A 24,173-nucleotide genomic window follows, 5' to 3' on the forward strand; every position below is an offset into this window, starting at 1 on the left:
TTATGAATTTTATATCAAGTTAATTTTTACCCAACGCTTCCTTCTAGGCTGACAGCCAATAGTTTTTGAGCTTCAACCGCAAACTCCATCGGCAATTGGTTCATTACTTCCTTAGCGAAACCATTTACAATAAGGGCGACAGCTTTTTCGGTATCGATACCGCGCTGATTACAGTAGAAGATTTGATCTTCCCCAATTTTGGAAGTAGTGGCTTCGTGTTCAACAATGCCGGTGTTGTTTTTCACCTCGATGTAGGGGAATGTGTGTGCACCACATTTATCGCCCAATAGCAGGGAATCGCACTGAGAGAAGTTGCGTGCATTAGTAGCATTTTTCCCCACGCGTACCAAACCTCGATAGCTGTTATTACTATAACCTGCTGATATTCCCTTACTTACAATGCGACTCTTCGTATTTTTCCCGAGGTGAATCATCTTGGTTCCGGTATCAGCTTGCTGGTAATTGTTGGTCACTGCTACAGAATAAAATTCTCCAATAGAATTGTCACCCTGCAGTATTACACTAGGATATTTCCAAGTAATAGATGAACCGGTTTCCACCTGAGTCCAACTAATTTTAGAGTTGATACCTTTACAAATACCACGTTTGGTTACGAAGTTGTAAATACCTCCTTTACCATCTTTATCTCCGGGATACCAGTTTTGTACGGTGGAGTACTTTACTTCGGCATTATCTAAAGCAACAATTTCAACAACTGCTGCATGCAATTGATTTTCATCTCTTATTGGAGCTGTACATCCCTCGAGATAACTTACGTAAGCGCCTTCATCGGCTACGATGAGTGTGCGCTCGAACTGGCCGGTATTTTCGGCATTAATCCTAAAGTAAGTGGATAACTCCATTGGGCAACGTACGCCTTTAGGGATATAGCAGAAAGAACCATCACTGAATACGGCGGAGTTTAGTGCGGCAAAATAGTTATCGGTTACCGGCACTACGCTACCCAAGTATTGGCGTACCAGATCTGGATGTTCTTGAATTGCTTCACTGATAGAACAGAATATAATGCCCAGTTCTGCCAACTGCTCCTTGAAAGAGGTTCCTATAGACACACTATCTATTACGGCATCCACGGCCACACCTGTAAGGCGTTTTTGTTCTTCCAGGGAGATACCCAGTTTTTCAAAAGTTTTTAGCAATTCGGGATCTACTTCGTCTAGGCTTTTGGGCTTGGTTTTTTGTTTAGGGGCAGCATAGTATATAATATCCTGATAGTCGATAGGAGGGTATTTCAGGTTTGCCCAATGCGGCTCCTGCATTTTCTGCCACTGTGCGAATGCTTTCAGTCGCCATTCCAGCATCCATTCCGGTTCATTCTTTTTTTGTGAAATGAACCGCACAATGTCTTCATTAAGTCCTTTGGGAGCAGATTCTATTTCAATATTGGTTACAAACCCGTATTTATACTCGCTATTGACGTGAATTTCTATGGGGTCTAAGTCTGTTTCCGCTGCCTGTGTACTTGATAATTGTTCTGTATCTGTATTCATGTTGCAAAAGTAAGTTATTTATACTAAAAAGTATAAATGAAATACGTTAAAGCTGGTTAAAATACCAACACATCCTCCTGCATTTTGTTGCAGGTATAAGCGTTTTACACTAGCAAAAGAGAGGTTTTACAATTCTGTGATTTTTCATTGGAAAAACGGCAGTTCCCTTCAAAGGTTGAGCATAATGAAAAACAACAGCCTTTTGCGGATTGTGAGGCAAAAGCAGGTTATCTTTGCGAACATTCCTTTAACCTATTAGTTCCTAAAACAGTGAAGATAAATTACCATCCGTTCAATTTAAAATTCCGTCATCCTTTTACTATTTCTAAAGGTACCAAAACACATCAACCCACATTGGTGGTTGAGCTGGAACATTTCGGTATCAAAGGCTATGGGGAAGCGCCCGCTATTACGTATTATAATATTACGGTGGATGATATGATCGCCGATCTGGAAGCTAAGCGTAGTATGATTGAGAGGTTTGCTTTTACTGATCCCGAGCGTTTCTGGCATTTTCTGCATCATCTGTTACCTCAAAATCCGTTTTTGGTATGTGCGCTAGACATAGCGGCCTGGGATATATTCGGCAAAATGTCGGGTAGACCGCTTTACCAGATTTGGAAAGGTGATCCCGCTGATAATCCCATAACGGATTATACCATTGGTATAGATACGGTGGAAAAAATGCTGGCGAAGGTGGAAGAAAAGCCCTGGCCGATTTATAAAATTAAAGTAGGAACGGCATATGATATTGCCATTGTAAAAGCCATCAGAGAAAAAACGGATGCCGTGATTCGCGTAGACGCCAATGCCGGATGGGACTTGGACACGGCACTTAAGTTGATTCCTCAGCTGAAAGAATTGGGTGTAGAGTTTGTGGAGCAGCCACTAGCTAAAGATAATTGGGAAGGAATGAAAGTATTGTATCAGGAATCCTCATTGCCCTTATATGCCGATGAAAGCTGTGTATTTGAAAATGATGTAGAAAAATGCGTGGGGCATTTTCATGGCATCAATATAAAGCTCACCAAATGTAGTGGTATTACGCCTGCTTTGCGCATGATTAAAAATGCCCGCAAACTCAATCTGAATGTGATGGTAGGCTCGATGAACGAGAGCACTATCGGCTCTGCAGCTATTGCGCATCTTTTGCCTTTCATCGATCATGTGGATATGGATGGCCCCTTGTTGTTGGAGGAAGATCTGGCTACAGGTATCGAGTACGACAATGGAAAGATTATATACAGTAATGCCCCCGGCTTGGGGATAGCGTATAAAGGCTTATTTAAAAAATAACTGTTACATGGGCGCGGCAAACACGGCAGTCCAAAATTCGCCTTTTAGGGCGGCGCCCATTTCTGTTGCCTTATTGCTCATAATATTTTTACAGTGCTCCACACTTTGCAACCAACTATTCATAACTTCTTTTACCGAGGGCTGTCCTAATGCGATATTCTCAGCTACGTAACTCCATGGGTAGCCTGCAGCTTTAACCCTATCGGCGGGCGTTGTATTATGGGGGCCACTATGCGTTAGCAATTTTCTGCGGTGCATATAATTGCTGTGGTTTTGGGCGGCGACTTCCAGTTTGGCATTCCATTGAAGCGCTTTTACAGGAGGCATGTATGTGTTGCCACAGTTGCAACCTTTGGCTCTAACGGCATTGATAGCCTGGAGCAACTCCTGTCCCGAAGCTGAAGATGCCCTCATCATTTTTGATTGCGACGAACAATGGCTGGCAACAATAGCGAGGCATATTGTTAGGAATAAAAATGTGAATCGTTTCATATTAGGTTGAGGTTAATGTGCAAAGTCTACCTCGTAGTTCCCTTTAATCCGCTCCATGGGTGGGTTATAATATCCATATTTGAGGTTGGGAAACTCTTTTCTGATTTCCTGCAGTAATACGCTCATGCCCATACAGTCTCCAGTATCGGTAACACCTATCTTTCCCAGATACCAGTCGGGATCTATATTAAAGTTGCGCCACTGAATCATTTTTAGATCGGTTTCTCTGATGAGTTTGCGCAATGCTTCATACTCCGCTACACTGTCTGTCATGCCCGGAAATACAAAGTAGTTAATGGATGTCCACCCTCCGTAGCTGCTTACGATTTTCAGACTCTCGATAATATCTTCAAAATCGTAATTATTGGGGCGGTAATAGGGCATATAGATTTCGCGGCGGGCACTGTTGGTACTTACACGAATAGAGTTGAGTCCAGCCTCGCAGAGCCGCTTTACGGCATCGGGGCGGGAGCCGTTTGTATTAATATTGATAGAGCCTTTATCGGTATGCTTTCTAATTTCGATAATGGCTTTCTCGATGGTTTCCCACATCAACAGTGGCTCTCCTTCGCATCCTTGTCCAAAGCTGATAAGAGGATAGGGGGCTGTTTCCAGATGCGGAACGGTAAATTCTACAATCTCTTCCACCGAGGGTTTGAATTGCAGACGGTCCTGTGTGGAAACGATGGGTTCTTCGTCGGGTTGTAGGGAAATACAGCCAATACAGTTGGCATTGCAGGCGGGAGAAGCCGGTACCGGACATTCCCATCGGCCCATAAAATAATTGCGTGCTGCAGGGCAATGATAAGTGAGTGCGCAATTCTCCGCCAGGTGCTTAACCAAACGATTATGCGGATAAGCTTTAGTAAGATATTCCACGCCCTGCTTTACTTTGCCAGCATCAAAACCGGCACATTCCTGCCTTATATCCTGCTCAATTCTTACCGCAGGTACATAAAATTTTTCATTATACCAACCCACAGCAGTATAGCAGAACAGAGGGAGGGTAGGTGCACCGGGTTCCGTTTCGTAAGCCGAGAGGTAAAATCCCGTATGAGCGGGAGGAATAAAAGCTGCCACAGCCCAGCCTTTTTCACAAAGGCGCATTTCTCCGGTTTTCACATCGATACCAATACCCCTGCGCCCGGGAAGTTCGTACAAACAACCGCCATCGGGTAGTTCAATCCATTCGTCATTGGGGATAGGTACGGCGTCCCAACCAGTGCGACCGGTTACATACAAACTGCGGTCTTCGAAAATATTTCCTTTCCCGTCGGAATATAAAAGATATGGTGATGATGGAAGTGACATGTGCTATTTTATTTTAACTGCCTTGAGAGTGGCTGTATTGCAACTGTTTTCTGCAAAAGTCGTTAAATTCTGCTTCATCTGTTTCTCCGTCGAGATATTCAATGAGATGTTGATAGATTTTATTATTTTTTAAATCGATGGTGAGGATATCATCTTTTAGCACCACATTGTTTATCATATTCCACTGAATCATTTTAACCGGAAAGGAAGGATAAGAAATATGTTTTTCCGATACGGTCACCACTAAATTTCGACGCGCAACTGTGTACAGCCCCCAAAGTAATAGATTCACAAAAAACAGCTGATAAAAAGTACGGCTCATCCAAAAAATACCGAATACCAGTATCAAAGTTCCAGCAAAGCGATATCGCCTTGGTGCCGAGAAAAAATAAAGGACGATACTAAAGATGACAATACAGGCTACTGCAAACACCCAGGCGTTGGTAGCATCTGCGCCGATGGTAAAATTGTACACCGCCGCTCCGATAATGTTAAGCAGGATAATGCCTACAGCAAAAACAAAATAAATCTGTTGCTTCTTATTGGGTATGATAAATTGATACATTCTTTAGCTATTACTGCTTGCCAGCACATTACAAAGTTTGAATAAAGCACGGGCGCCTACGTTGGCATTCCATTCAGTTTCGCCAACACCTACTTCTACCAAGTCGAAGCTGATAATTCGGCGTCCACTTTTCAAGATTTCATGAAAAATATAAAATATCTGATCCAGTTCAAAGCCACCCGGAACGGGAGTGCCTGTATCCGGACAAAGTTTGGGATCTAGACCGTCTATGTCGAAGCTGATATGTACATTCTGCGGCAGGCGGTCTATAATTTCTCCGGCGATATTTTTAAAGGTATCACCGGCAAACATCCTTTCCTTAATATTTTGATCGAAGTAAACGCCGATACGATCCGGATGTTCTTGTATGTATTCCCACTCATCTTGGCTTATATCGCGCACGCCTATCTGTAAAATGTTTTTTACCTGAGGTATTTCTTTGAGGGTATTGTACATGATGCTGGCATGGGAATATTCAAATCCTTCATAAGCTTTTTTAAGATCACAATGAGCATCAATTTGCAGAATACCGAAGGCATCGTACCGTTCGGCTAAGGCTTTGTATAACCCGAATGGGGTGCTATGATCTCCACCCAGTAGACCTACCAGCTTTCCTTTGTTCAGATAGCTCATAGCCTGGTCGTACACCCATTGGTTCAGGTAATCGCTACCCTCGTTGATTTCTCGGATGGTTTTGCACATGAACTGATTGGCTTCGAGTGATTCACCGCGTGAGATATAATCGATATAAAGCTCGGCTTCTTTTCTTAAATAACTGCTTCGAAGCTGCAATTGCTTATCGGTAGGGGTAAGGTAAAAACCTCTTTTCCATGCATTGGGAAAATGGGGGTCGTACAAATCTACCTGTAGGCTGGCTTTGCAGATAGCCTCCGGCGCTTTGGCCGTACCCGAACCGTAGCTTACGGTGACTTCCCAAGGTACGTTCATAATAATGAGCTCCGCGTTTTCCTCCGTACTGGGTAAACCAAAAATATTGTTATCGGGGTTGCTTACGGCGTTTTGATCAAAGTTCCTTAAATCCAGCATCACGCAAAGTTTAAAACCAGCGCGCAAGATACGCTTATTTTATAACTTAAGGGAGCTGAGATGCTTGATATGCGGTTGATTTTTCGTTTACTAAATGTTCAAGTCTTTCTATAATTAGTCAAACTTACATTTTTTATATGCACGTTTTGTTAAAATATGAAGTTGTTTTCTAAAAAGTGTAAACAGATTTATAACAAAAAGTTGGCTTTAATATGACCATGTATAGGTATCTAACAAGCCAACTTAATGATAGCGATATATTTATCAACTTACCTCATATTATCTATAAGGAACGCCTTTTGCCAATGGCTTAAACCTGAAAATATAAAAGGGAGCATTTGCTAAATTTTTTCCGTTGTTAAAAACGGCACCTAAATGCACTTGGGCTGCCGAAACATACATATAGCCATCTACATGATTATAGCTTACGCCGTCTGGCCAAAGTAGGTATTCGTCTACTACGATATTGTGTATGCTTTTGTCTTTAGCAAGAATAACTGCTACGCTGTTATTTTCCATTGCTGTTAGGTAGATATTGCCTTCATCATCGATACTTAAGCCGCCATTATTGGGTTTGTCTGAATAAATTTCTACTCGATTATCCAATTCACTTTCTGTCAAACTTTCGTTTAATAAGTCCTCTAATTTTAAGCGATATAATTTACTACCATTTAGCGGTGCGTAATACAGCCATTCAAAATTTTTGTCTGCTGTGATTCCATCACAACCTACTAAGAGGTTTTTGCCATTAATAGCCAAAGGTTTTCCGTTGATGTTGGTGGGTACGTTTTCAGGTAATGTGCTTCGTGTGCCTTGCAACAGCCGCCTTGTTTTACCTGTTTTCATATCCACCACGATTAATGCTGCCGTACTACCATCTCCACCATTTCCAATTCCTTCGTCTGCTATTACAAAAACATTATGCTTTGTATCCACGATCAGGTCGTTTGGCTGAGAAGTAGGCACAACTGAAGTTTCCGGCAAATAATAAATGCGCTCTAATTGATCTGTAACTGTATTCCACCCTACAATTTTCGGTGTAATGGGGTTGCGTTGTCCCATATCCAAAATCCATACAATGCCGTTTTCATCATTTCTGATGCCCAAAACATTACTCAGGTAATGGTCGTCTGTTTCTCGTGGAGTGTTCCACTCTTCATTGGGGAATGGTGCTATTGTTTGGGTGTGAGCATTGTACTTCACTACCCGAAACTGCGGGTTAAAAAAGGGATGATGACTATAAACTAAATCGCCATTCGCAGTAAAGGCAATATTACCAACAGATTGCTCTACGGTTGCGAAAACTTCGTGTTTTACAATTTGTGCTTGAACTTTAAAGTTCATTAGAACTGCTGCCATTAAAATATACTTTTTCATTTTTTTAAATTGAGTGAATGATGTATGTAAAGTGAAACATGATTGATGGTTAGCTGCTGTATTTTTCGTTAGTAATTGGAGCGTTTGATTTATATCTTATATATCTATTCTTAATCGGTTTTTAAATAAAGTGTTTTTCAAAATATTTATTTACTATAATTTTTATAGTTACAAAACTAAGTATAGTAAGGTAATTATGCAATAACGGATAAAAAGTATAGTAACAGTCATACTGTGCAGAGGATACACCATTTTATTATGTTATGAGTATGATAATGAGTTATATAGATAGAGTAGGAGGGACGGATTATTTAATAAAATAATCATTGTATGAACTAAAAAAGGATGCGATGGTGACAGTGTGTATACAACAATGTACAATTGAAGGAAGAGTTTTTAGGGTATGCAATGTTTATCCAATGATAAAGGTATGTTTTCATGTTAAGTCGGGTGCAATATGTCTGAAAGCAGGTTGTAGTAATGGGATGTGAGGTGCTATCTTTTTATCAATATTTTTTACCTTTGCATTATGAGAATGACCGTAATGTTATAATATCCTCTCGGCTTAACTTCTAAGCAACCCGCTAATTCGTTACAATTAGTGCGTTTTCTCCTATATTAAATTTTTGTGTTCACTAAGTATATGATACGGTAAGGACTTACCGTTTCTATATGCTTTTCATAAATCCATTTATATGTCTGAAATATTAAGTACAAAAGAAATAGAGCAATTTATTCATCAGGGTTATGTACGTATAGACAATGCTTTTTCTAAAGAAATTGCAGATAAGGCCGTAGATATTCTATGGAAGGATATTCCTTTTGATAGGAATGATGCTGCTACCTGGACAGCGCCTGTTATACGTTTGGGTATGTATCTACAAGAGCCTTTTGTGGAGTCACTAAATAGCGAAACAATGCATGCCATTTTTGACCAACTGATTGGTAAAGATAGATGGATTCCTTGCCGAAATGTAGGAACATTTCCGGTAAGATTTCCTTCGGATAAACAACCCAACGATACCGGTAAGCATGTGGATGCTAGTTTTCCCGGAGAAGACCCGAATAATTTTCTGGAATGGCGTGTCAATGTCAAATCTAAAGGTAGGGCACTTTTAATGTTGGTGCTGTACTCAGATGTTACGGAGAATGATGCGCCTACCATTATTTATGAAGGCTCTCATATCGATGTTGCAAGATTGCTTGCTAAAGAAGGCGATCAAGGACTTTCTTTTATGGAACTTGCTGCTAAGCTTGACGAGTTGCCTAAAAGGAGAGAAGTGTATGCAACCGGTAAAGCAGGTACGGTGTATCTATGCCATCCGTTCTTGGTGCATGCTGCTCAACCCCATAGAGGAACTGTCCCCAAGTTTATGGCACAACCGCCTTTGTTGTTAAGAGGTGAATTGTGTATTGCGGGTAGTGATAACGGTTATACTCCTGTGGAAGAAGCTATTCGCTTAGGAATTGGCTAGTTTTGAAATATATTATCGAGAAAGAGGTTGCTTTTGGCAGCCTCTTTCTTTTAAGATTGTACCGTTGTTTATGGGGGCTGTTGCAATCCCATCGCAAGAAATCATTGGTCTGGGTTTTCTTTTTATTGCTTTATAGCTCAGCACAACAGCAATATTCTTTAATCCATCCTCATACAAGTCTACTTTGGCCTCGATGGAAAAAAGGGCAATGCATTTTTTTATCAAAAGCATAAGCATTTCAAGAGGTTTCTTTATCTATAGGAACGCTATAATTCAAAAGTACTCATTCTTGAAGCCGGCAGCTATATGCGCAACTTACTCCTGACCAGGACGATTGCGAAGGATCCGATCGTGAAAATAAAACAGAAGGAGAATCAGCGAAAAATAATGAGTGCAGTTTGAGATGTTTTAAGTATTCATTTTTTAACTCAATCTATTTCCCTAAGTGCTTAAGTCCCGTATCGTAGGTTACATGCTGCGATGGTGTTTACTTGGTGGGCATACATAGGTAGCCAGTCGTTGTGTCTATTTTTTAATCAGCTTATACCTTATATGCGTTGTGAGGTCAGACGGTATCACTTCTGCAATTTGAAGTTCATATTTGTCTTTGTCAATGCCGTCAAAAAGCCGAAAACCACTACCTAAAAATACGGGTGCAATATGAATAAAAAACTCGTCCACCAGTCCTGCATTTAAGAATTGTTGAATTGTATTAGCCCCGCCTTGTATTCTGATATCCTTTCCTTTTGCCGATTGTTTTGCTTTTTCCAAGGCATTTTCTATTCCATCATTAATGAAGTAAAATGTTGTGGATCCTTTCTGAACCCAAGGTTCCCGTTTTTCATGAGTTAATACATAAACATCTGCTTTGTACAAATCTTCCGGCCAGCTGACTTCACCTTCTTCAAACATGCGTTTTCCCATAATAAATGCACCTGTTCTTGCATTTACATCTCTAATAAGTTGGCCTTCAAAATTATCTTCTTTGCCACCTTCTATGCCTAAGTATTCCCAAAATGCTTTTTGATTTAGTACCCATTTGTGAATTTTTTCTGAAACGCCGCCCATTGGGTTATTGGGTCCCCTGTTGTCTCCTGCGAAAAATCCGTCAAGGGATATGCCGCTGTCAAAGATTATTTTGCTCATGATTTAGTTGTTTTTCGTTAGTTTAATTTTGTATTGCTAATTGAAATGATTTCAATCTAACCCAAAAGACATAAGAGACTGCAAGTAATAGCATGCCAATAGCGGGGATGAGTATATTGATTCCAAAACCATCAATTTGAAGTATCGAGTAAGTAGCTCCTGTTAAATTTATACACAAACCAGCATAGGCCCATTCTTTCAATCTGTCAAATTTAGGTATCAGTATTGTGATGGCACCTAAAGTTTTAGCGATGCCCAAGAACGGCAATAGATACAGGGGATAGCCCAAATGCATGGCCACTTCTTTTGCTGCATCAATCATTAAAATATCAGGGACGGCACCTAATGCCATAAATAAGGAAAATATTATCGTTATTGTCCAATAGAGTGTTTTATTTTTCATTGTTTCTAGATGAATGTAGGATTAATTAACTAATGAGATAAGGTAGTTTTCAAGTCTATTTAATGTTTGCTTGCCACCTTCAATGGCGTTTACTTTTCTATTTAACTCTTCGATAATTTCTTTTGACTTGAATACGGATTGCATTGTCAATAATGTTTTGCCGTCCACTTCTTCAAAGAAAACGGAAACAGTGAAATTATAATCTTCATGCGCTGCCCCTGTGTGTCGATAAGACAAAAGGTGAGGCTTTTTTACCTCTATATACTGGATTTTGTTGTACCAATCGCGGCCCATTCCGTGCATGATAAACTCCCATTGATCACCTACTGCTACATTCATTGATTTAGTAGTAAGCGAAAAGCCGTTGGGGCCCCACCATTCTTTTATATGTTCGGGAGTGGTCCATACTTCCCAAACTAAATCTATTGGCGCATCAAGAAGTCTTGTATGGGTAAGAATATTGTCTTCTTGTTTGAAGGTGTTGGGTGCTTTCATTTGTAGGTGTTTTATTTTTTCTTTTTTTGAATTTTTGCCAAATAATTTTCCAATGCGTCAAATTTGCGGTCCCAGAATTTTCGGTATTGATCTACCCAACCAGAAACTTCTCTTAACCCATCGAGCTTGGGTTCGCAAATACGTTCTCTGCCTTGCTGTCTAACGGTAATAAGTCCGCATTCTATTAAAATTTTAACGTGTAAGGAAACCGCCTGGCGCGTCATATCAAAGTTTTCCGCGAGCGCATTTACATTCTGAGGCTGTTGAGCCACCAGATGAATAATAGCTCTTCGAGTAGGATCGGCTATGGCTTGAAAAACATCTCGCTTGGTATTCATAATACATATTTAATAAGCAAGTAATTACTTGCGAATTTAAATGCAAGTTTTTACTTGCGCAAATTTATTTGCCAGTTTTTTAAAATTATTTCTAAAAAGGAAGAGGCATAGGGGAGGAGGTCGATTTACAATGGCGGCTAGGGACTAGTATTCGGGAGCGAATCAAAGCACAAAGGTTCAACAGCATTACAACTGTTGAACCTTGTAGAAATGCTTCATCGAAGAACTTTTTACCGGCTTGTAGCAAGCCTTTGTTGATGGTTTTGGGTTTTGCCGTAATAAATAGCTCATTGTAGCGTGTAGCGTCAGTATCATATTCACCTTTCCCATCTCCCAAAGGCAAAATAACGTTTGAGCTATATGATGTTGTCAATTTTTTATTTGCTTCCTCTATAGAATGGTGTTTTTTATTCTTTTTAGTTATGAACCAGCAAAGGGAGAGCCAAAAATACCAACTGCTAACTCTGCCCAAACCAGCAACAATATCAATAAAATTATACCACAGATGACTACTCTTTTTTTGAAACTTTTTACACTTCTTAAAACTAACTCACAGGATAAGCCAGTGCATAATAATAGAAGTCCTGCAACGAGGAAGTCTAAAGGTTTCCAATTAAAGCCTTGGCCGTCTACTCCAGTACCGATAGTTAATTGGAGGACAAGAAATGTAAGCATTAGCACAGCGATGCTTCCTAAAATACCGAAGATTCTTTTATTAGACTTGTTTGTTGATGTATGTGGTGTTTTCATTTTAGTGTGTTTTAAGATTAATGACTATTCAATAATTTTTCAATTGCATGGATATGCTTTTTGAATGCATTGATACCTGATGTTGTTGCTGTATAGTTTGTGTTTGGTTTACGTCCCACAAACTTTTTTTTGTACGTTAAGTACCCCGCTTTTTCTAGATATTTCAAGTGGCTGGCTAGATTACCGTCAGTTACACCGAGCAATTCTTTCAAAGTGTTAAAGTCTAAGTAACCTAAGTTGCTAGTTATGTAAAGAAGTAAAAAAGAAAGCATGTTTATAATAATTTTGGATTACCACATCTAAAATATATAAGCCATGCTTTCCGATAGTAAAATTATAGCTCTTTATTGTATAGTAGATGATATTTTAAAATCTTTGCACCACAAGGAGGATATCCGGGTACGGGTTAGCGATGCGGAGGTTATTACAACGGCCTTTGTATCAGCGTTGTACTTTGGAGGTCACCAGGAAAATGCCCGTCACTTTATGAAATTGAAGGGCTATGTGCCGCAGATGTTAGATAAATCGAGGTTTTGCCGAAGGCTGCACCGGCTCTCAGAGCTGCTGTTGTTTATGTTTTCAGTAATGGGTAAACAGTTAAAGGACATGGCGGGGGCAGCCGATTACCGCTTAGACTCTTTTCCTGTTGCAGTGTGTGACAATATACGCATTGGTCGTTGTAAAGTATTAAGGGGTGAAGCGTTTCGGGGTAAACATGCTGCCATGAGGAGGTATTTCTACGGAGTTCGGGTACAGGTAATGACTTTAAATGGAATACCGGTAGAGTTTTGCATAGCGCCTGGTAGCGAGCATGACAGTCAAAGCCTTGGAAAACTCCCTTTTGATGTAGCACCGGAAAGCAGCATCTACATGGATGCCGGCTATACCGATTATTTGAGTGAAGATGACTTATTTGAGGCAGAATTGATACATGCAAAAGTTCAAAGAAGGTCTAATAGTAAAAGAAAAGATGAGCCACATGTCGCCTTCTTAAAACAATATATGCGTAAACAAATTGAAACAGATTTCAGTATGATTAAAGAAAAAATGCTCAGAAAAGTGCATGCTGTAACAAAAAATGGCTTTCTGATTAAAGTCGCTTTATTTGTTATCGCATATACTTTTGAGAAATTAACATAACTGGCAACTTAAATTAATTAATTTTTCGTTTGAGGTTACGATTCTGAACTCAACTCGTCTAGATAGAGCATCATTTACAATCTTATTACTATCAAGATGTACATAATTCTTTTCATCATTTAAAGCTCGTGAGTATGAAAATCCAATTGATGTGAATAAGAAGTCCATTCTGCTTTTATCTTTATCACTTGCCTTTTTGTATACAGGTTGTTCTCTTAAATATTTTAATACAGAAGCAGCCCTTTTTGATGATAAATCCAAATTGTATAGATAACTATCTCCACCATTTATTGGCGGTTTTGTATCAGCATGCCCTTCAATTCTTATTTCTTTTATGTAGTCGAAATATGTTGTGTCTGAAGTCAAAACTTCCCAGTATTTAGGGATAAAATGTGCTAATATTTTTTTAAAGGCGGGAGTTAGTTTGTCATCATTCGTCTCAAACAAGTTGTCTGAGGTAAGTGAATTAAACCTTATTGTTCCATCAGGGCCAAGTTCAATCTCATGTCTTTTAATCTCATCATCAAATACTGCTTGAAGTTTATTGTAAATTTCATCTTAAACGAACGCATGTTCAATAACCTGCATAATATAGTTAATGGCAATAAACATAAATATTACCATTAAAGCAGACATCATATCTGAAATAGAAATCCAATTAGAGTCGTCAGTTTTTCTTCTAAGCATAGTATTTTATTATATATTGTTTAGACGATTCTCTAAATCTTCAATATACTTTACAAATAAGGAATCAATGCTACTTAAAACTTGATTTACCTTATTAATTTCCAGACATTGGAATGTTTCAACCTTTTCAACAATTACTCTTACAGAATCTTGCAAATCAGATATTGACTCATTCCATTCAGAAACTTTATCATATGTAACTTTTATTGAATCACCAATTTCGTTCATATTTGTAGTTAGATCTCTAAAGTTTTCTGTTATTCTCTTTAATTCGGAAATAGCTTTTTGAACATCTTTGAGAATTCGTGAAAGATTTCCATCCTCATTAAAAGCAGAATTAAATTCGTCTATAACTTTTTGGAGTTTACTTGATTGACCTGAAATTTCGTCAAGTTTTGAAACCCAAACTATAGTAGTATCAGCGAATTTTTGATGCTCTGAAACAAGACTTTTATAAGCAGTTTTTAATGCCTGAACATCTTCTTTATGTTCTCTTTGCCAATTTGATAGTTCATTAATTGTTCGTGTAAGTTCTTCAAAATTGCTTTGAACTAGGTCTTCAATAAATATCTGAAGCACTTCATTGAAATTGGTTATTACTTCACGAAATGCTTCACCAATAGCCTTATTCGAAATTGCATTCTTGAGCTCTTCAAAATTTTGATTCAGATTTCTCAGTTCAATAAGTTCTGGGCTTTCGGGTTCGGCTATGTATTTCCTGCTAATGAATCCCTTAATAATCTTCGAAAAGATAAGTGATAGGGATATTCCAACTATGGAGGTAAACATTGCCGACTTAAGACCATCGAGCAATAATTTAATGCTGCTTTTAATGTGATCGGGTGTGGTGTCGAAGTTTAAAAGTCCATAGGCTATTCCAGTAAAAGTTCCCAAAAGTCCTAGTGTAACGAAGACATTGGGGATAGACTCTATAATATAAAAATTGGAAATGTATTGTCGGATTGGTTTTATAAATACACTAAGGATTGCATAAATTGTCCAAAAGCCTATAAGCCACCAAGGTAGTTGCTTTAAAAAAATTCAATTGTTTCCGGTCTTATTATTTGTCCCATTTATTCTGTTTTTATCTCTTTTAACATTGGCTATAACGATTTCGGGCTATGTGTTCGGGCGGGTTTAGGAACGCAAAACTTTCAATACACCACAAATATTCATACGAAGTAGCATGTTTAATTAACAACTAAATCTATCCTTGTACCAAATATCTGGTTTGCTGTAGGCTTTTTATTTTTTCAAATGTGGTTTGTAATGTCAAGGTGTGCAAACTGAAACAAGCCGTTTAATTGTTTTTTCCCATGTTTCTTTTCGCATATCTTTAGTAATGTACTGATTTCACACGTTTTCCATAGTAAGTTAAGTATATGTCCAACATGTCCTTTTGATAATAACATATCGTTTTCGCGTCTAATATCTGATTTCAGGTTGACGTTTCTATAATAATCTCACTTTCTGGACGCTTTGCACTAACAATCTAGGCGATTAAATAACCAAATAGTTAATGTCACAAGCAGTAATAAAATCAGAAATTGAAAATCCATGATTTACTTATACTTTATAGCTACAGCTGTCATTCCGTACTCTTCAGTCACCACATAATTTAAAGTACCTATAGGAATTCCAACACCTAAAGTTCCTGCTTTACCCATTATAATAATTCCATCTGCGCCAATTTCACGCGCTTTTTTAGTTATCTGTTCTAAATTCCATTTATCATTTGTGTCTCCGCAAGTTATTTGTGCAAATGCTACATATTCTTGTGTCGGTTTATTAGTCATATAGACGTCAATTTTCGCGTCTTCACTTTTTGATGGGTATGAGTCACCAAATAGAATAATATTCGCCTTTGCCATTAGAAAGCCTGTGCTGGCACAACCTGATATGACAGATATTAAAATCAACAAGTAAAATATGAATACACATCTTTTCATGTTTTATTGTCGAGGAGTTGATTGGGGCCTTCTGAGTGCCGTATTTTTAACTAACGCAAAATTTGATTATATAATAAGTTATATTCAAATATAAAATATTTTTTATAAAAATTCACCAAGTTAAATTACTTATACACAACCTTTTACACAGTAAATTCACATATGTGGTGGGTAGTACCATTCAGCTCGCCTATCGTCGTGAATGAAATACGCCAGCGAGGGAGAGCTTTTTGGGAGCAGCTAGGAGGGAGGTAGTTTTGGTATTATTTAGCTTAATTAAAGTGTTGGCGCTGGGGTATCATCCAGCCGCTCGGCCAAACCGATGAGGAGTCCCTCGACTCCCCGGATATAACAGAGCTTATAAATATTCTCGTAATTCACCACTTCCCCCACCAATTCAGCGCCTTGTTTTTGCAGTCGCTCTAGTAATTCGTCCAGATGGTCTACCCTAAACATGACACGGAGATAACCCAGGGCGTTTACCGGTGCTGTTCTATGGTCTTCGATGATTCCCGGAGTGTGAAATTGCGAGAGCTCCAGCCGACTGTGTCCATCCGGGGTCACCATCATGGCTACTTCTACCGATTGATCGCCCAGCCCGGTGACTTTTCCTGCCCAAGCACCCGATACCATTGCCCTGCCTTCGAGGGTAAGCCCCAATTCCGTGAAAAATGAAACGGCATTATCTAGGGATTGCACCACAATGCCCATATTGTTCATCTCTACTATTTTGCTTTTTGCCATGATTGTGTTTTTATGGTTTGCGTGTTTGATTGGATGTACTTCTGGCGCCTGTTTGAACCTCTTGTCTAATGCAAGGGTATTCAAGAAAGGATTTTGCCGATGAGATAGCATTGTGTAACGATCAAGCGCATTAGGAATAGGAGGCGTAGCATAATACCTAATAACCGCAATCGCACTGTTTTCCTTTCGGTAACACCCAGTTGAAGGTGGTTTTAATTTTTCAAATAGAGTGGGTGCCAATATATCCTATTTTCCTATCCTTCATACAGGTTTTACCGATATTGTATTTTTGGTACACTTATCTATTATGGACAATAGCATGAGTGGAATTATTAGATAACGCTATATAATGGAAGATGGAGTTTCGAAATCCTTTGTGCTAAAAAACGAAAACGAGCCTCTGTAGGTGAGTAGGGGGGCCTACTGGTACTATTTCCACTTGTTGCTTTATTGGGTTTTCAGCTTATCCTTAAAAGCCGCTCTAAATTTGTCTACCTTAGGCCTAATCACAATTTTGCAATAAGGGTTCTTGTCTTCGTTGTTATTGAAATAGGACTGATGGTAGTCTTCGGCGGGATAAAAATGCCTGAAAGCTTTGATTTCGGTAACGATGGGCTTGTCAAAAGCGCCGCTTTTATCCAAGGCTTCTTTATAATATTCAGCCTTTTTTCTTTGCTCTTCGTTGTGATAGTAAATACCACTACGGTACTGTGTTCCTACATCATTACCCTGACGGTTGAGTGTGGTGGGATCGTGTGTTTTCCAAAAAATTTCAAGCAGCTCGTCGTACGAGATTACGGTAGGATCATACACAATTTGCAAAGCTTCTGCAAAACCGGTAGTGCCGGTGCATACTTCTTCATAGGTGGGTTGTTTATCGATATGGCCATCGGTATAGCCGCTGGTTACTTTTTCTACACCTTTTACATCCTGAAATATAGCTTCTGTACACCAAAAACAACCATTGGCAAATGTGGCGATCTCCGTTTTCTTTTCCATTTTTGAATTTTTAGTTTGAGGCCCTGTAAATACAGGCATTGGTTTGGGGTGTTTTTGTTGCCCACAGGCCGTAAAAGTACACCACAATAATAACAATGCCGGAAACAGGAAGCGGTTCATACTGTCAATTTATAAAAAAACAATCAGTATGAAAAAAATGTTCGATGGTCGGCGAAGATATTCAGGCCCTGGATTTGCTGCCATCCGCGTATTAAACTGTAATTTTGCCCGCTTTAGAAAGTGAGTATATGAAGTTATATCCCGAATCGGCTTCGGTACAATTGGAGTTTGATAAAGTGAAGGCGCTTTTGGTGGCCCATTGTCAATGTCAATATGCCATCGAAAAGGCGCAGCAGTTGCGTATTCATACCCATAAGAAGTTTGTGGATGCAGACTTAAGACAGAGCCATGAGTTCAAGCAGCTAATTCTAAACAGGATTTATTTTCCGAACGATTATGTTTTAAACCTCCATAAAGAGCTTAAATTATTATCCATCAGTGGCTCTGTACTCCAAGGGGAGGATTTGCTCAATATCCGCAAGTTGGCGGAAAGTATTGAAAAAATCTTCCGCTGGTTTAACGAAGAGCGCAGAGTGGCCTATTCCGGCCTATGGGAGATTGTGCAGGGAACTTATTATGAAAAAGCCATTATAGCACTGATTGATGAGGTGATTGATGAACAGGGGAATGTAAAAGATTCGGCTTCTGATGCGCTAAGAGACATTCGTCAGTCGCTGTACAAAAAGCGTAATGAGCTGCGTAAGATATTTGACCGCATTATTTCCAGGCTTTCCAAGCAGGGCTATCTGGCCGAAATTGAAGAAAGCTTTATGAACGGCCGTAGGGTAGTGGCCGTATTTTCGGAGCACAAGCGCGTGGTGAAAGGTATTTTTCATGGTGAGAGCGATAGTCGTAAAACCGCATTTATCGAGCCCGAAGAAACCATGCCGCTAAATAATGAAATCAGCGACCTGGAAAATCAGGAAAGAAAAGAAGTGTACCGTATTTTAAGGCAGCTTACTGCGCGGCTATCGCAATATGCGGCCTTACTGCATACCTATCATGCGATAGTGGGTGAATATGATTTCATCAGGGCTAAGGCTAAGTTTGCCATAGATATCAACGGTGAGTATCCCGTGGTGCACGATAAAGCGTTGGTGCATCTGGTACAGGCCTATCATCCTTTATTGTATCTGTACAATAAAAAGAGTGGAAAACCCACAGTCCCCGTTACGGTAACGTTGAAGGAAGACCAACGTATTTTGGTAATTAGTGGACCCAACGCCGGAGGAAAAACCGTAACCATGAAAACCATTGGGCTCTTGCAGATGATGCTCCAAAGCGGCTTATTAGTGCCGGTGCATCCCTCCAGCGAGTTTGGCATTTTCAAACAACTGATGATCCACATTGGGGACACGCAAAGTCTGGAATTTGAGCTGAGTACCTACAGCAGCCATCTGCTGCATATGAAATATTTTATGGAGCATGCCAATGGCAAAACTCTGTTCTTCATTGATGAGTTGGGAAGTGGTAGTGATCCGCATCTGGGTGGAGCTTTTGCCGAGGTTATCTTATTGGAAATGCTGAAGAAACACTCATTTGGTGTAGTAACCACTCACTACCTCAATCTGAAAGTAATGGCGGGTAAAACCGCAGGTATTATGAATGGTGCGATGGCTTTTGATGAGCAAAACCTGCAACCCATGTATCAGCTAATCATCGGAAAACCGGGAAGCTCCTATACCTTTTCCATAGCCGAGCGCATCGGCCTGGATAAGCGGCTGATTGATAAAGCCAGAGCGTTGGTAGATAAGGATCATTATAGGCTGGATAAGCTGCTCAACCGCACCGAGCAAGATTTGCGCGATATTGCACAGAAAGATAAGGAACTGCAGCGACTGATAAAGGAAAATGAACGGCTGCAGAAAGAAATGCAGCAAGTGATGGATAAAGAACGCCATCGTCAGCAACTGGCTGTTTTGCGCGAGCAAAATAAAATCACTCAGGAGCGCATCACCTATCTGAAAGATATGGAGCGTAAGCTTAAGCAGATTACCATCGAATGGAAAAAGGAAGAGGATAAAGAAAAAGTGATGAAACAGATGGCAGCCCTGCTATTCAACCGCAATACTACTAAGACGGTAACCAAAATGCAGAAGAAAATAGAAAGCAAGTACACCGAAGTAGGCGGAGAAGTTAAGGTGGGTGATCTGGTAAAGATGCGGAAAAATCATCAGGTAGGTGAGGTGTTGGAAATAAAAAGTAAACGGGCTGTTGTAAAAATAGGATTGCTGCCAATGCAGGTAGAATTGCAAGACCTTGTAGTGGTGAAGGAAAATACACCCGCCAAAGCGGATTAACATTAAATCATTTGCATATGAAAAAGAACTCCAGAAGACAATTTATTAAAAGCGCTGCAATAGCAGCAATAGCGCCCTCTGTACTAACTGTCGATCAACCGAAGCAAATACTACATCAGGTATTCTTTTGGTTGAAGAATCCGGAATCTGAGGCCGATAAACAAGCCCTGCTTAAAGGTCTCAGAACTTTAAAAGCCATTCCTCAGATAAAAAAACTAATCATAGGCACACCGGCAGCCACAGAAAAAAGACCTGTTATAGATAACAGTTATGATATTTGTCTGCTTGAATATCTTTCAAGTGTGGAGGATGAAAAAGCCTATCAGGTGCACCCTATACATAAGGCATTTGTAGAGCAATGCAGCCATCTGTGGAAAAAAGTACAGATATACGATGTGGAAGTAATGGAATAGTTTCTGTGCTCATTCCTCGCAGATAAATAATTAATGCCTGTCTGGCTTTTCGGCGTTACGGCGGTCGGTAACGATACAATATACCTCTCCGTCGATAATCTCCTCGTGCCATTCCCATTCGTCGAGATTCACCCTCATATCTCTTTCCGACGATAGATAAGTGATAGCGTTTCCCGTAAAGCACACCGGTATCTGCAGAAAAAGCTGAGGATGTGGTGGTTCTATGTTGTGTGTATTTTCTGGGTAGTGGCGTTTCATGGTAATCATGTTTTTAGTTTTAAAATAACTTCTTATCCTAATCGGTTAACAGGGCGGAGGTGGCAATAGGTCGTGTTATGAAGCGAGCGTACAGTGTTAGGATTTGATTCAGCTGGAGTAGTAGACCACCAGTATTAAATTTACATCAAAAACAAGGGGATTCCAAATTGTTTTTGTTAAAGCAGATGAAGCTTTTCTCCTTACAGGTATAAAGTGCTTTATGGCAATATCTTGTATGCATAAAAAAAACCGGAGTTGAAAACTCCGGTTTTTATGTTAAAGATGTTTTGTTACTTATTCTTAAGTGGTTTGTGCTTTAGGAGCATGGATATCTACCTGCGGTTTCGACTTTTTGATGCCACCTTTTAGGTCAATCAATACCGGAGCCGCAACGAAAACAGTTGAGTAGATACCGGTAAGCACACCAATCAACATCGCAAAAGCAAAACCTCTGGTAACCTCACCACCGAAAATAAACAGAATTAAAATAGTGAGGAATACAGTGAGTGTAGTCATGATAGTTCTGCTCAGTGTTTCATTGATGGCTTTGTTTATCAGCTGTTTCTGATCCATGGAAGGATACAACTTCATATCTTCACGAATACGATCGAAGACCACCACGGTATCGTTCATGGAGAAACCAAGTACAGTCAGGATAGCCGCAATAAAGTGCTGGTCGATTTCTAGCGGGAATGGTACAAATTTTCTCGCATAGGAGAAGACTATAAGTACCATTAACGCATCGTGTATCAAAGCGAAAATAGTTCCTAATGAGAATCTCCAATCGCGGAAACGCAAGAAGATGTATATAAAGATTACAAAGATTGCCAGCAGCGTTGCCTTAATCGCACCTTTCTTCAAGTCGTCAGAAATAGTAGGCAACACTTTCTTGGTTTCTCTTTTATAAATCTGATCGAACTGCTGATAAGTAGTATTTTCAGGCAGATATTTTTTCAGACCTTCGTAAAGTTTGTATTCCACCACAGAGTCAGCATATTGCGTTCTCGGGTCGCGAATCATGTAGGCGGTAGTGATATCCAGTGTGCTAGCATCACCTACAGTTTTGATAATCGGATTTTCATCTTCGAAGGTTGCTTTGAGATCTGCTCTTATAGCTTCTACATCTACTTTTTTACCAAAAGCAATTTTGTAGCTACGTCCACCATCGAATTCCACACCATAATCAAATCCATTGAAAATAGTACCGATAGCCAACAGGGCAATAATAGCTGATATGACATAAGCTTTTTTACGGAACTCAATGAATTTGAAGTTGGATTTCTTCTCAATGGCGGTACTGATTTTGGTAAAGTACTGCAGATGTCTATTCTTATTAGTAAACCAGTCGGTTACCCAGCGGCTTACCAGAATACCGCAGAATAATGAAAGGAACAGACCCAAAATTTGAGTAGTGGCAAAGCCTTTTACCGGACCTAATCCGAAGTAGTAAAGGATAAAGGCGGTAAGCATGGTGGTGATGTGGCCATCCAATACTGGAGCTAAAGAACGGTGATAACCTTGATTAATCGCCGGTATATAAGCTTTACCTTTTCTTAGTTCTTCCTTAATTCTTTCGTAGATAAGTACGTTGGTATCTACCGCCATACCTATAGTGAGTACCAAACCTGCAATACCGGGAGCAGTGAGGGTAGCACCCAGTCCGGCCAGTACACCTACGGTAAACAGCAGGTTTAGGATCAACGCAATATTAGCTACCCAACCACCTGTGTTATAGTAAATGATCATCAAAGTGAAGATCACGATAAATGAAATAATGAAGGAGGTCATACCACCCTTCAGTGCTGCAGCACCCAGGGTAGGACCCACGGTAGTATCGGAAACGATTTTTGCCGGAGCCGGTAGTTTTCCGATTTTAAGAATATTGGCCAGGTCACTTGCTTCCTCTGTAGTAAAGCTTCCTGAAATGCTGGATCTACCGCCCTCGATAGGTTCATTTACGTTGGGTGCAGAATAAACAATGTTATCTACCACAATGGCGATGGGGCGTCCTACATTGGCGCGAGTCATATCAGCCCAAATTCTGGCACCTACCGGATTCATATCCAGTGTAACATGTGTTCTACCAGCCTGGTCAAAGTCGTAACGGGCATTGGTTACCATTTCTCCACCCAGACGAGCAGATTCACGGCCATAGGTTTTAATAGCATGTAACTGAACAAAAGGAGATTTTTTCTCCGGAATACCAAACATCCATACTAGGTCGGCAGGGAAATGATTTTTTACTACAGGCGATTCCAATATTGCGCGTACTTCGGCAGTATCTTTAATCATTACCAGACCCACTCCGTTAATTCTCCCTTGCGCTGCTGCCGAGAAATCAATCCAACCGCTCAAATACTTTTTAGCTTCTTCTTCCTGATTCGCTTCGGGCGTAGTGGAAGTGTTGCCTTGCTGAGCCAGTTGTTTTAATTGATCCTGCAAGTTGCCGCTATCGCTTGGAGCAGCTGCTGTACCGTCAGCAGGAGCTGCGGCTGTAGCAGTAGAATCATTTTGCTGGGATGCAGCAGGTTTATTTTCATTGTTATATGCAAAGAAAGCATCGTTAGCGCTGCTGATGCTAGCTGCAATTTCGTTTAGGGTATATACTTCCCAGAACTGCAAGTTGGCACTTGCCTGCAGATTTTTACGCACTCGCTCTTTATCCTGCACACCCGGCAACTCTACAGAAATGATTTGCTTGTCCGGATCAGGGTTAATGCTGGGTTGTGCTACACCAAACTTATCGATACGTGTGGTAATCAAACGGGCTGTATTGTCAAACGCTACCTTAGCTTGCTCGTTCAAGAAGCTGATTACCTTGCTGTCGCTGTCGGTAACTTTTATCTCACTATTGTTAGCGTTGGCAAACAATTCGGCAAGGCGTGCGTTAGGAACTAATTTCTTGTATTCTTCTACAAACAGGGTTACGAAATTAGCATCGCTATTACCTTTACGAGCTTCAGCATTAGAAAGGGCTTTTAGGAAATTGGGATCTTTGCTGTTGTTGGCAAGCGTCTTCAGCACTCCGCTCATTTCCACTTCCATGGTAATGCTCATACCTCCCTGCAAATCCAGCCCTAGGTTTAACTCTTCGCTTTTAGCCTTTTGATAGCTGATAGGGCCTGTAAAACCGTAAGTAAGCGTTACATCTTTGGTACTGTCTTTCAGACGGGCTAATCTAGCCTCATAAGCCTGACTAAGAAACTCACGGTAAATTTCTTGGGAATCCCTATTGTTAGGATATTTTGCCTCAGGGGTAGGGAAGTTTTTGTCTACAAATGTACGTGCTTGTTTCTCAAGTTTTTTCTCGTGATTGCGCACCAGCCAGGTAAATGACAACTGGTACAACGAATAAATGATAAGCAGAATCGTAAAAAAACGAACCAGGCCTTTAAGTTGCATATGAGTTTACTGTTT

25 protein-coding genes are annotated in these 24,173 nt (G+C 40.1%); 5 read left to right on the forward strand and 20 right to left on the reverse strand.

The features are described from left to right. Positions 1-26: 26 nt before the first annotated feature. Positions 27-1,511: a Fe-S cluster assembly protein SufB gene (gene sufB / locus PIECOFPK_RS09545; RefSeq protein ID WP_330975684.1), complete on the reverse strand. Its 1,485-nt coding sequence runs from the start codon at positions 1,509-1,511 to the stop codon at positions 27-29. Positions 1,512-1,781: 270 nt separating this feature from the next. Between sufB and PIECOFPK_RS09550 the strand changes: the two genes are divergently transcribed. Further along, positions 1,782-2,807 (forward strand): dipeptide epimerase, encoded by a 1,026-nt coding sequence (locus PIECOFPK_RS09550; RefSeq protein ID WP_409965720.1) that lies wholly within the window; start codon positions 1,782-1,784, stop codon positions 2,805-2,807. Between the two features lie 3 nt (positions 2,808-2,810). Here the strand turns inward: PIECOFPK_RS09550 and PIECOFPK_RS09555 are convergent, their stop codons facing one another. The 5 genes from PIECOFPK_RS09555 to PIECOFPK_RS09575 all read right to left on the reverse strand — a co-directional run bounded on the left by PIECOFPK_RS09555 (position 2,811) and on the right by PIECOFPK_RS09575 (position 7,581). After that, positions 2,811-3,224, reverse strand: a complete 414-nt coding sequence (locus PIECOFPK_RS09555; protein WP_330975682.1) for a CAP domain-containing protein — start codon at positions 3,222-3,224, stop codon at positions 2,811-2,813. An 87-nt stretch (positions 3,225-3,311) separates the two neighbouring features. Next, positions 3,312-4,610, reverse strand: coding sequence for a radical SAM protein (locus PIECOFPK_RS09560; protein ID WP_409965721.1), 1,299 nt, complete (start codon positions 4,608-4,610; stop codon positions 3,312-3,314). Positions 4,611-4,623: 13 nt separating this feature from the next. After that, positions 4,624-5,175, reverse strand: a complete 552-nt coding sequence (locus PIECOFPK_RS09565) for a hypothetical protein (protein ID WP_330975680.1) — start codon at positions 5,173-5,175, stop codon at positions 4,624-4,626. A 3-nt stretch (positions 5,176-5,178) separates the two neighbouring features. After that, complete coding sequence (locus tag PIECOFPK_RS09570) at positions 5,179-6,222, reverse strand: agmatinase family protein (protein ID WP_330975679.1); 1,044 nt, start codon at positions 6,220-6,222, stop codon at positions 5,179-5,181. Positions 6,223-6,501: 279 nt separating this feature from the next. Continuing rightward, positions 6,502-7,581 (reverse strand): L-dopachrome tautomerase-related protein, encoded by a 1,080-nt coding sequence (locus PIECOFPK_RS09575; RefSeq protein WP_409965722.1) that lies wholly within the window; start codon positions 7,579-7,581, stop codon positions 6,502-6,504. 713 nt (positions 7,582-8,294) lie between these two features. Between PIECOFPK_RS09575 and PIECOFPK_RS09580 the strand changes: the two genes are divergently transcribed. Continuing rightward, positions 8,295-9,074, forward strand: a complete 780-nt coding sequence (locus PIECOFPK_RS09580) for a phytanoyl-CoA dioxygenase family protein (RefSeq protein ID WP_409965723.1) — start codon at positions 8,295-8,297, stop codon at positions 9,072-9,074. Between the two features lie 525 nt (positions 9,075-9,599). On the opposite strand, the gene PIECOFPK_RS09585 is transcribed toward PIECOFPK_RS09580, so the two are convergent. The 7 genes from PIECOFPK_RS09585 to PIECOFPK_RS09615 all read right to left on the reverse strand — a co-directional run bounded on the left by PIECOFPK_RS09585 (position 9,600) and on the right by PIECOFPK_RS09615 (position 12,478). Further along, complete coding sequence (locus PIECOFPK_RS09585; RefSeq protein ID WP_330975676.1) at positions 9,600-10,220, reverse strand: dihydrofolate reductase family protein; 621 nt, start codon at positions 10,218-10,220, stop codon at positions 9,600-9,602. Positions 10,221-10,242: 22 nt separating this feature from the next. Next, complete coding sequence (locus PIECOFPK_RS09590; protein ID WP_330975675.1) at positions 10,243-10,623, reverse strand: DoxX family protein; 381 nt, start codon at positions 10,621-10,623, stop codon at positions 10,243-10,245. Between the two features lie 21 nt (positions 10,624-10,644). Next, positions 10,645-11,118 carry an SRPBCC domain-containing protein gene (locus PIECOFPK_RS09595; protein ID WP_409965724.1) on the reverse strand — a complete coding sequence of 158 codons (474 nt, stop codon included), beginning with the start codon at positions 11,116-11,118 and terminating at the stop codon, positions 10,645-10,647. Positions 11,119-11,129: 11 nt separating this feature from the next. Continuing rightward, positions 11,130-11,456: an ArsR/SmtB family transcription factor gene (locus PIECOFPK_RS09600; protein ID WP_330975673.1), complete on the reverse strand. Its 327-nt coding sequence runs from the start codon at positions 11,454-11,456 to the stop codon at positions 11,130-11,132. Between the two features lie 91 nt (positions 11,457-11,547). Further along, positions 11,548-11,829, reverse strand: a complete 282-nt coding sequence (locus PIECOFPK_RS09605; RefSeq protein ID WP_409965725.1) for a hypothetical protein — start codon at positions 11,827-11,829, stop codon at positions 11,548-11,550. 47 nt (positions 11,830-11,876) lie between these two features. Further along, complete coding sequence (locus PIECOFPK_RS09610) at positions 11,877-12,206, reverse strand: hypothetical protein (RefSeq protein WP_409965726.1); 330 nt, start codon at positions 12,204-12,206, stop codon at positions 11,877-11,879. 17 nt (positions 12,207-12,223) lie between these two features. Next, positions 12,224-12,478, reverse strand: coding sequence for a winged helix-turn-helix domain-containing protein (locus PIECOFPK_RS09615; protein ID WP_409965727.1), 255 nt, complete (start codon positions 12,476-12,478; stop codon positions 12,224-12,226). A gap of 43 nt (positions 12,479-12,521) precedes the next feature. On the opposite strand from PIECOFPK_RS09615, the gene PIECOFPK_RS09620 reads away from it, so the two are divergent. Further along, positions 12,522-13,346, forward strand: a complete 825-nt coding sequence (locus PIECOFPK_RS09620; protein ID WP_409965728.1) for an IS982 family transposase — start codon at positions 12,522-12,524, stop codon at positions 13,344-13,346. On the opposite strand, the gene PIECOFPK_RS09625 is transcribed toward PIECOFPK_RS09620, so the two are convergent. The 5 genes from PIECOFPK_RS09625 to msrA all read right to left on the reverse strand — a co-directional run bounded on the left by PIECOFPK_RS09625 (position 13,338) and on the right by msrA (position 17,845). Continuing rightward, positions 13,338-13,793, reverse strand: coding sequence for an OmpA family protein (locus PIECOFPK_RS09625; protein WP_409965729.1), 456 nt, complete (start codon positions 13,791-13,793; stop codon positions 13,338-13,340). The genes PIECOFPK_RS09620 and PIECOFPK_RS09625 overlap by 9 nt on opposite strands. Before the next feature lie 249 nt (positions 13,794-14,042). Beyond that, positions 14,043-15,074: a MotA/TolQ/ExbB proton channel family protein gene (locus tag PIECOFPK_RS09630; RefSeq protein WP_409966817.1), complete on the reverse strand. Its 1,032-nt coding sequence runs from the start codon at positions 15,072-15,074 to the stop codon at positions 14,043-14,045. A 521-nt stretch (positions 15,075-15,595) separates the two neighbouring features. Then, positions 15,596-15,982: a hypothetical protein gene (locus tag PIECOFPK_RS09635; RefSeq protein WP_409965730.1), complete on the reverse strand. Its 387-nt coding sequence runs from the start codon at positions 15,980-15,982 to the stop codon at positions 15,596-15,598. Positions 15,983-16,258: 276 nt separating this feature from the next. After that, entirely contained in the window at positions 16,259-16,966 is a 708-nt protein-coding gene (locus PIECOFPK_RS09640; RefSeq protein ID WP_409965731.1) for a VOC family protein, read from the reverse strand. 207 nt (positions 16,967-17,173) lie between these two features. Next, the gene (gene msrA, locus PIECOFPK_RS09645) at positions 17,174-17,845 is read right to left on the reverse strand and encodes a peptide-methionine (S)-S-oxide reductase MsrA (RefSeq protein WP_409965732.1); all 672 of its coding nucleotides are present in this window, start codon (positions 17,843-17,845) and stop codon (positions 17,174-17,176) included. 128 nt (positions 17,846-17,973) lie between these two features. Between msrA and PIECOFPK_RS09650 the strand changes: the two genes are divergently transcribed. Beyond that, the gene (locus PIECOFPK_RS09650; protein ID WP_409965733.1) at positions 17,974-20,085 is read left to right on the forward strand and encodes an endonuclease MutS2; all 2,112 of its coding nucleotides are present in this window, start codon (positions 17,974-17,976) and stop codon (positions 20,083-20,085) included. A gap of 17 nt (positions 20,086-20,102) precedes the next feature. Then, positions 20,103-20,498, forward strand: coding sequence for a Dabb family protein (locus PIECOFPK_RS09655; RefSeq protein WP_409965734.1), 396 nt, complete (start codon positions 20,103-20,105; stop codon positions 20,496-20,498). Between the two features lie 30 nt (positions 20,499-20,528). On the opposite strand, the gene PIECOFPK_RS09660 is transcribed toward PIECOFPK_RS09655, so the two are convergent. Together PIECOFPK_RS09660 and secDF are read right to left on the reverse strand one after the other, a co-directional pair. Then, positions 20,529-20,765, reverse strand: coding sequence for a hypothetical protein (locus PIECOFPK_RS09660; protein WP_330975282.1), 237 nt, complete (start codon positions 20,763-20,765; stop codon positions 20,529-20,531). Between the two features lie 291 nt (positions 20,766-21,056). After that, entirely contained in the window at positions 21,057-24,158 is a 3,102-nt protein-coding gene (secDF, locus tag PIECOFPK_RS09665) for a protein translocase subunit SecDF (protein WP_409965735.1), read from the reverse strand. Between the last annotated feature and the right edge of the window lie 15 nt (positions 24,159-24,173).

The organism is Chitinophagaceae bacterium C216 (assembly GCA_028485475.2).
GTDB classification, from domain to species: domain Bacteria; phylum Bacteroidota; class Bacteroidia; order Chitinophagales; family Chitinophagaceae; genus Niabella; species Niabella composti.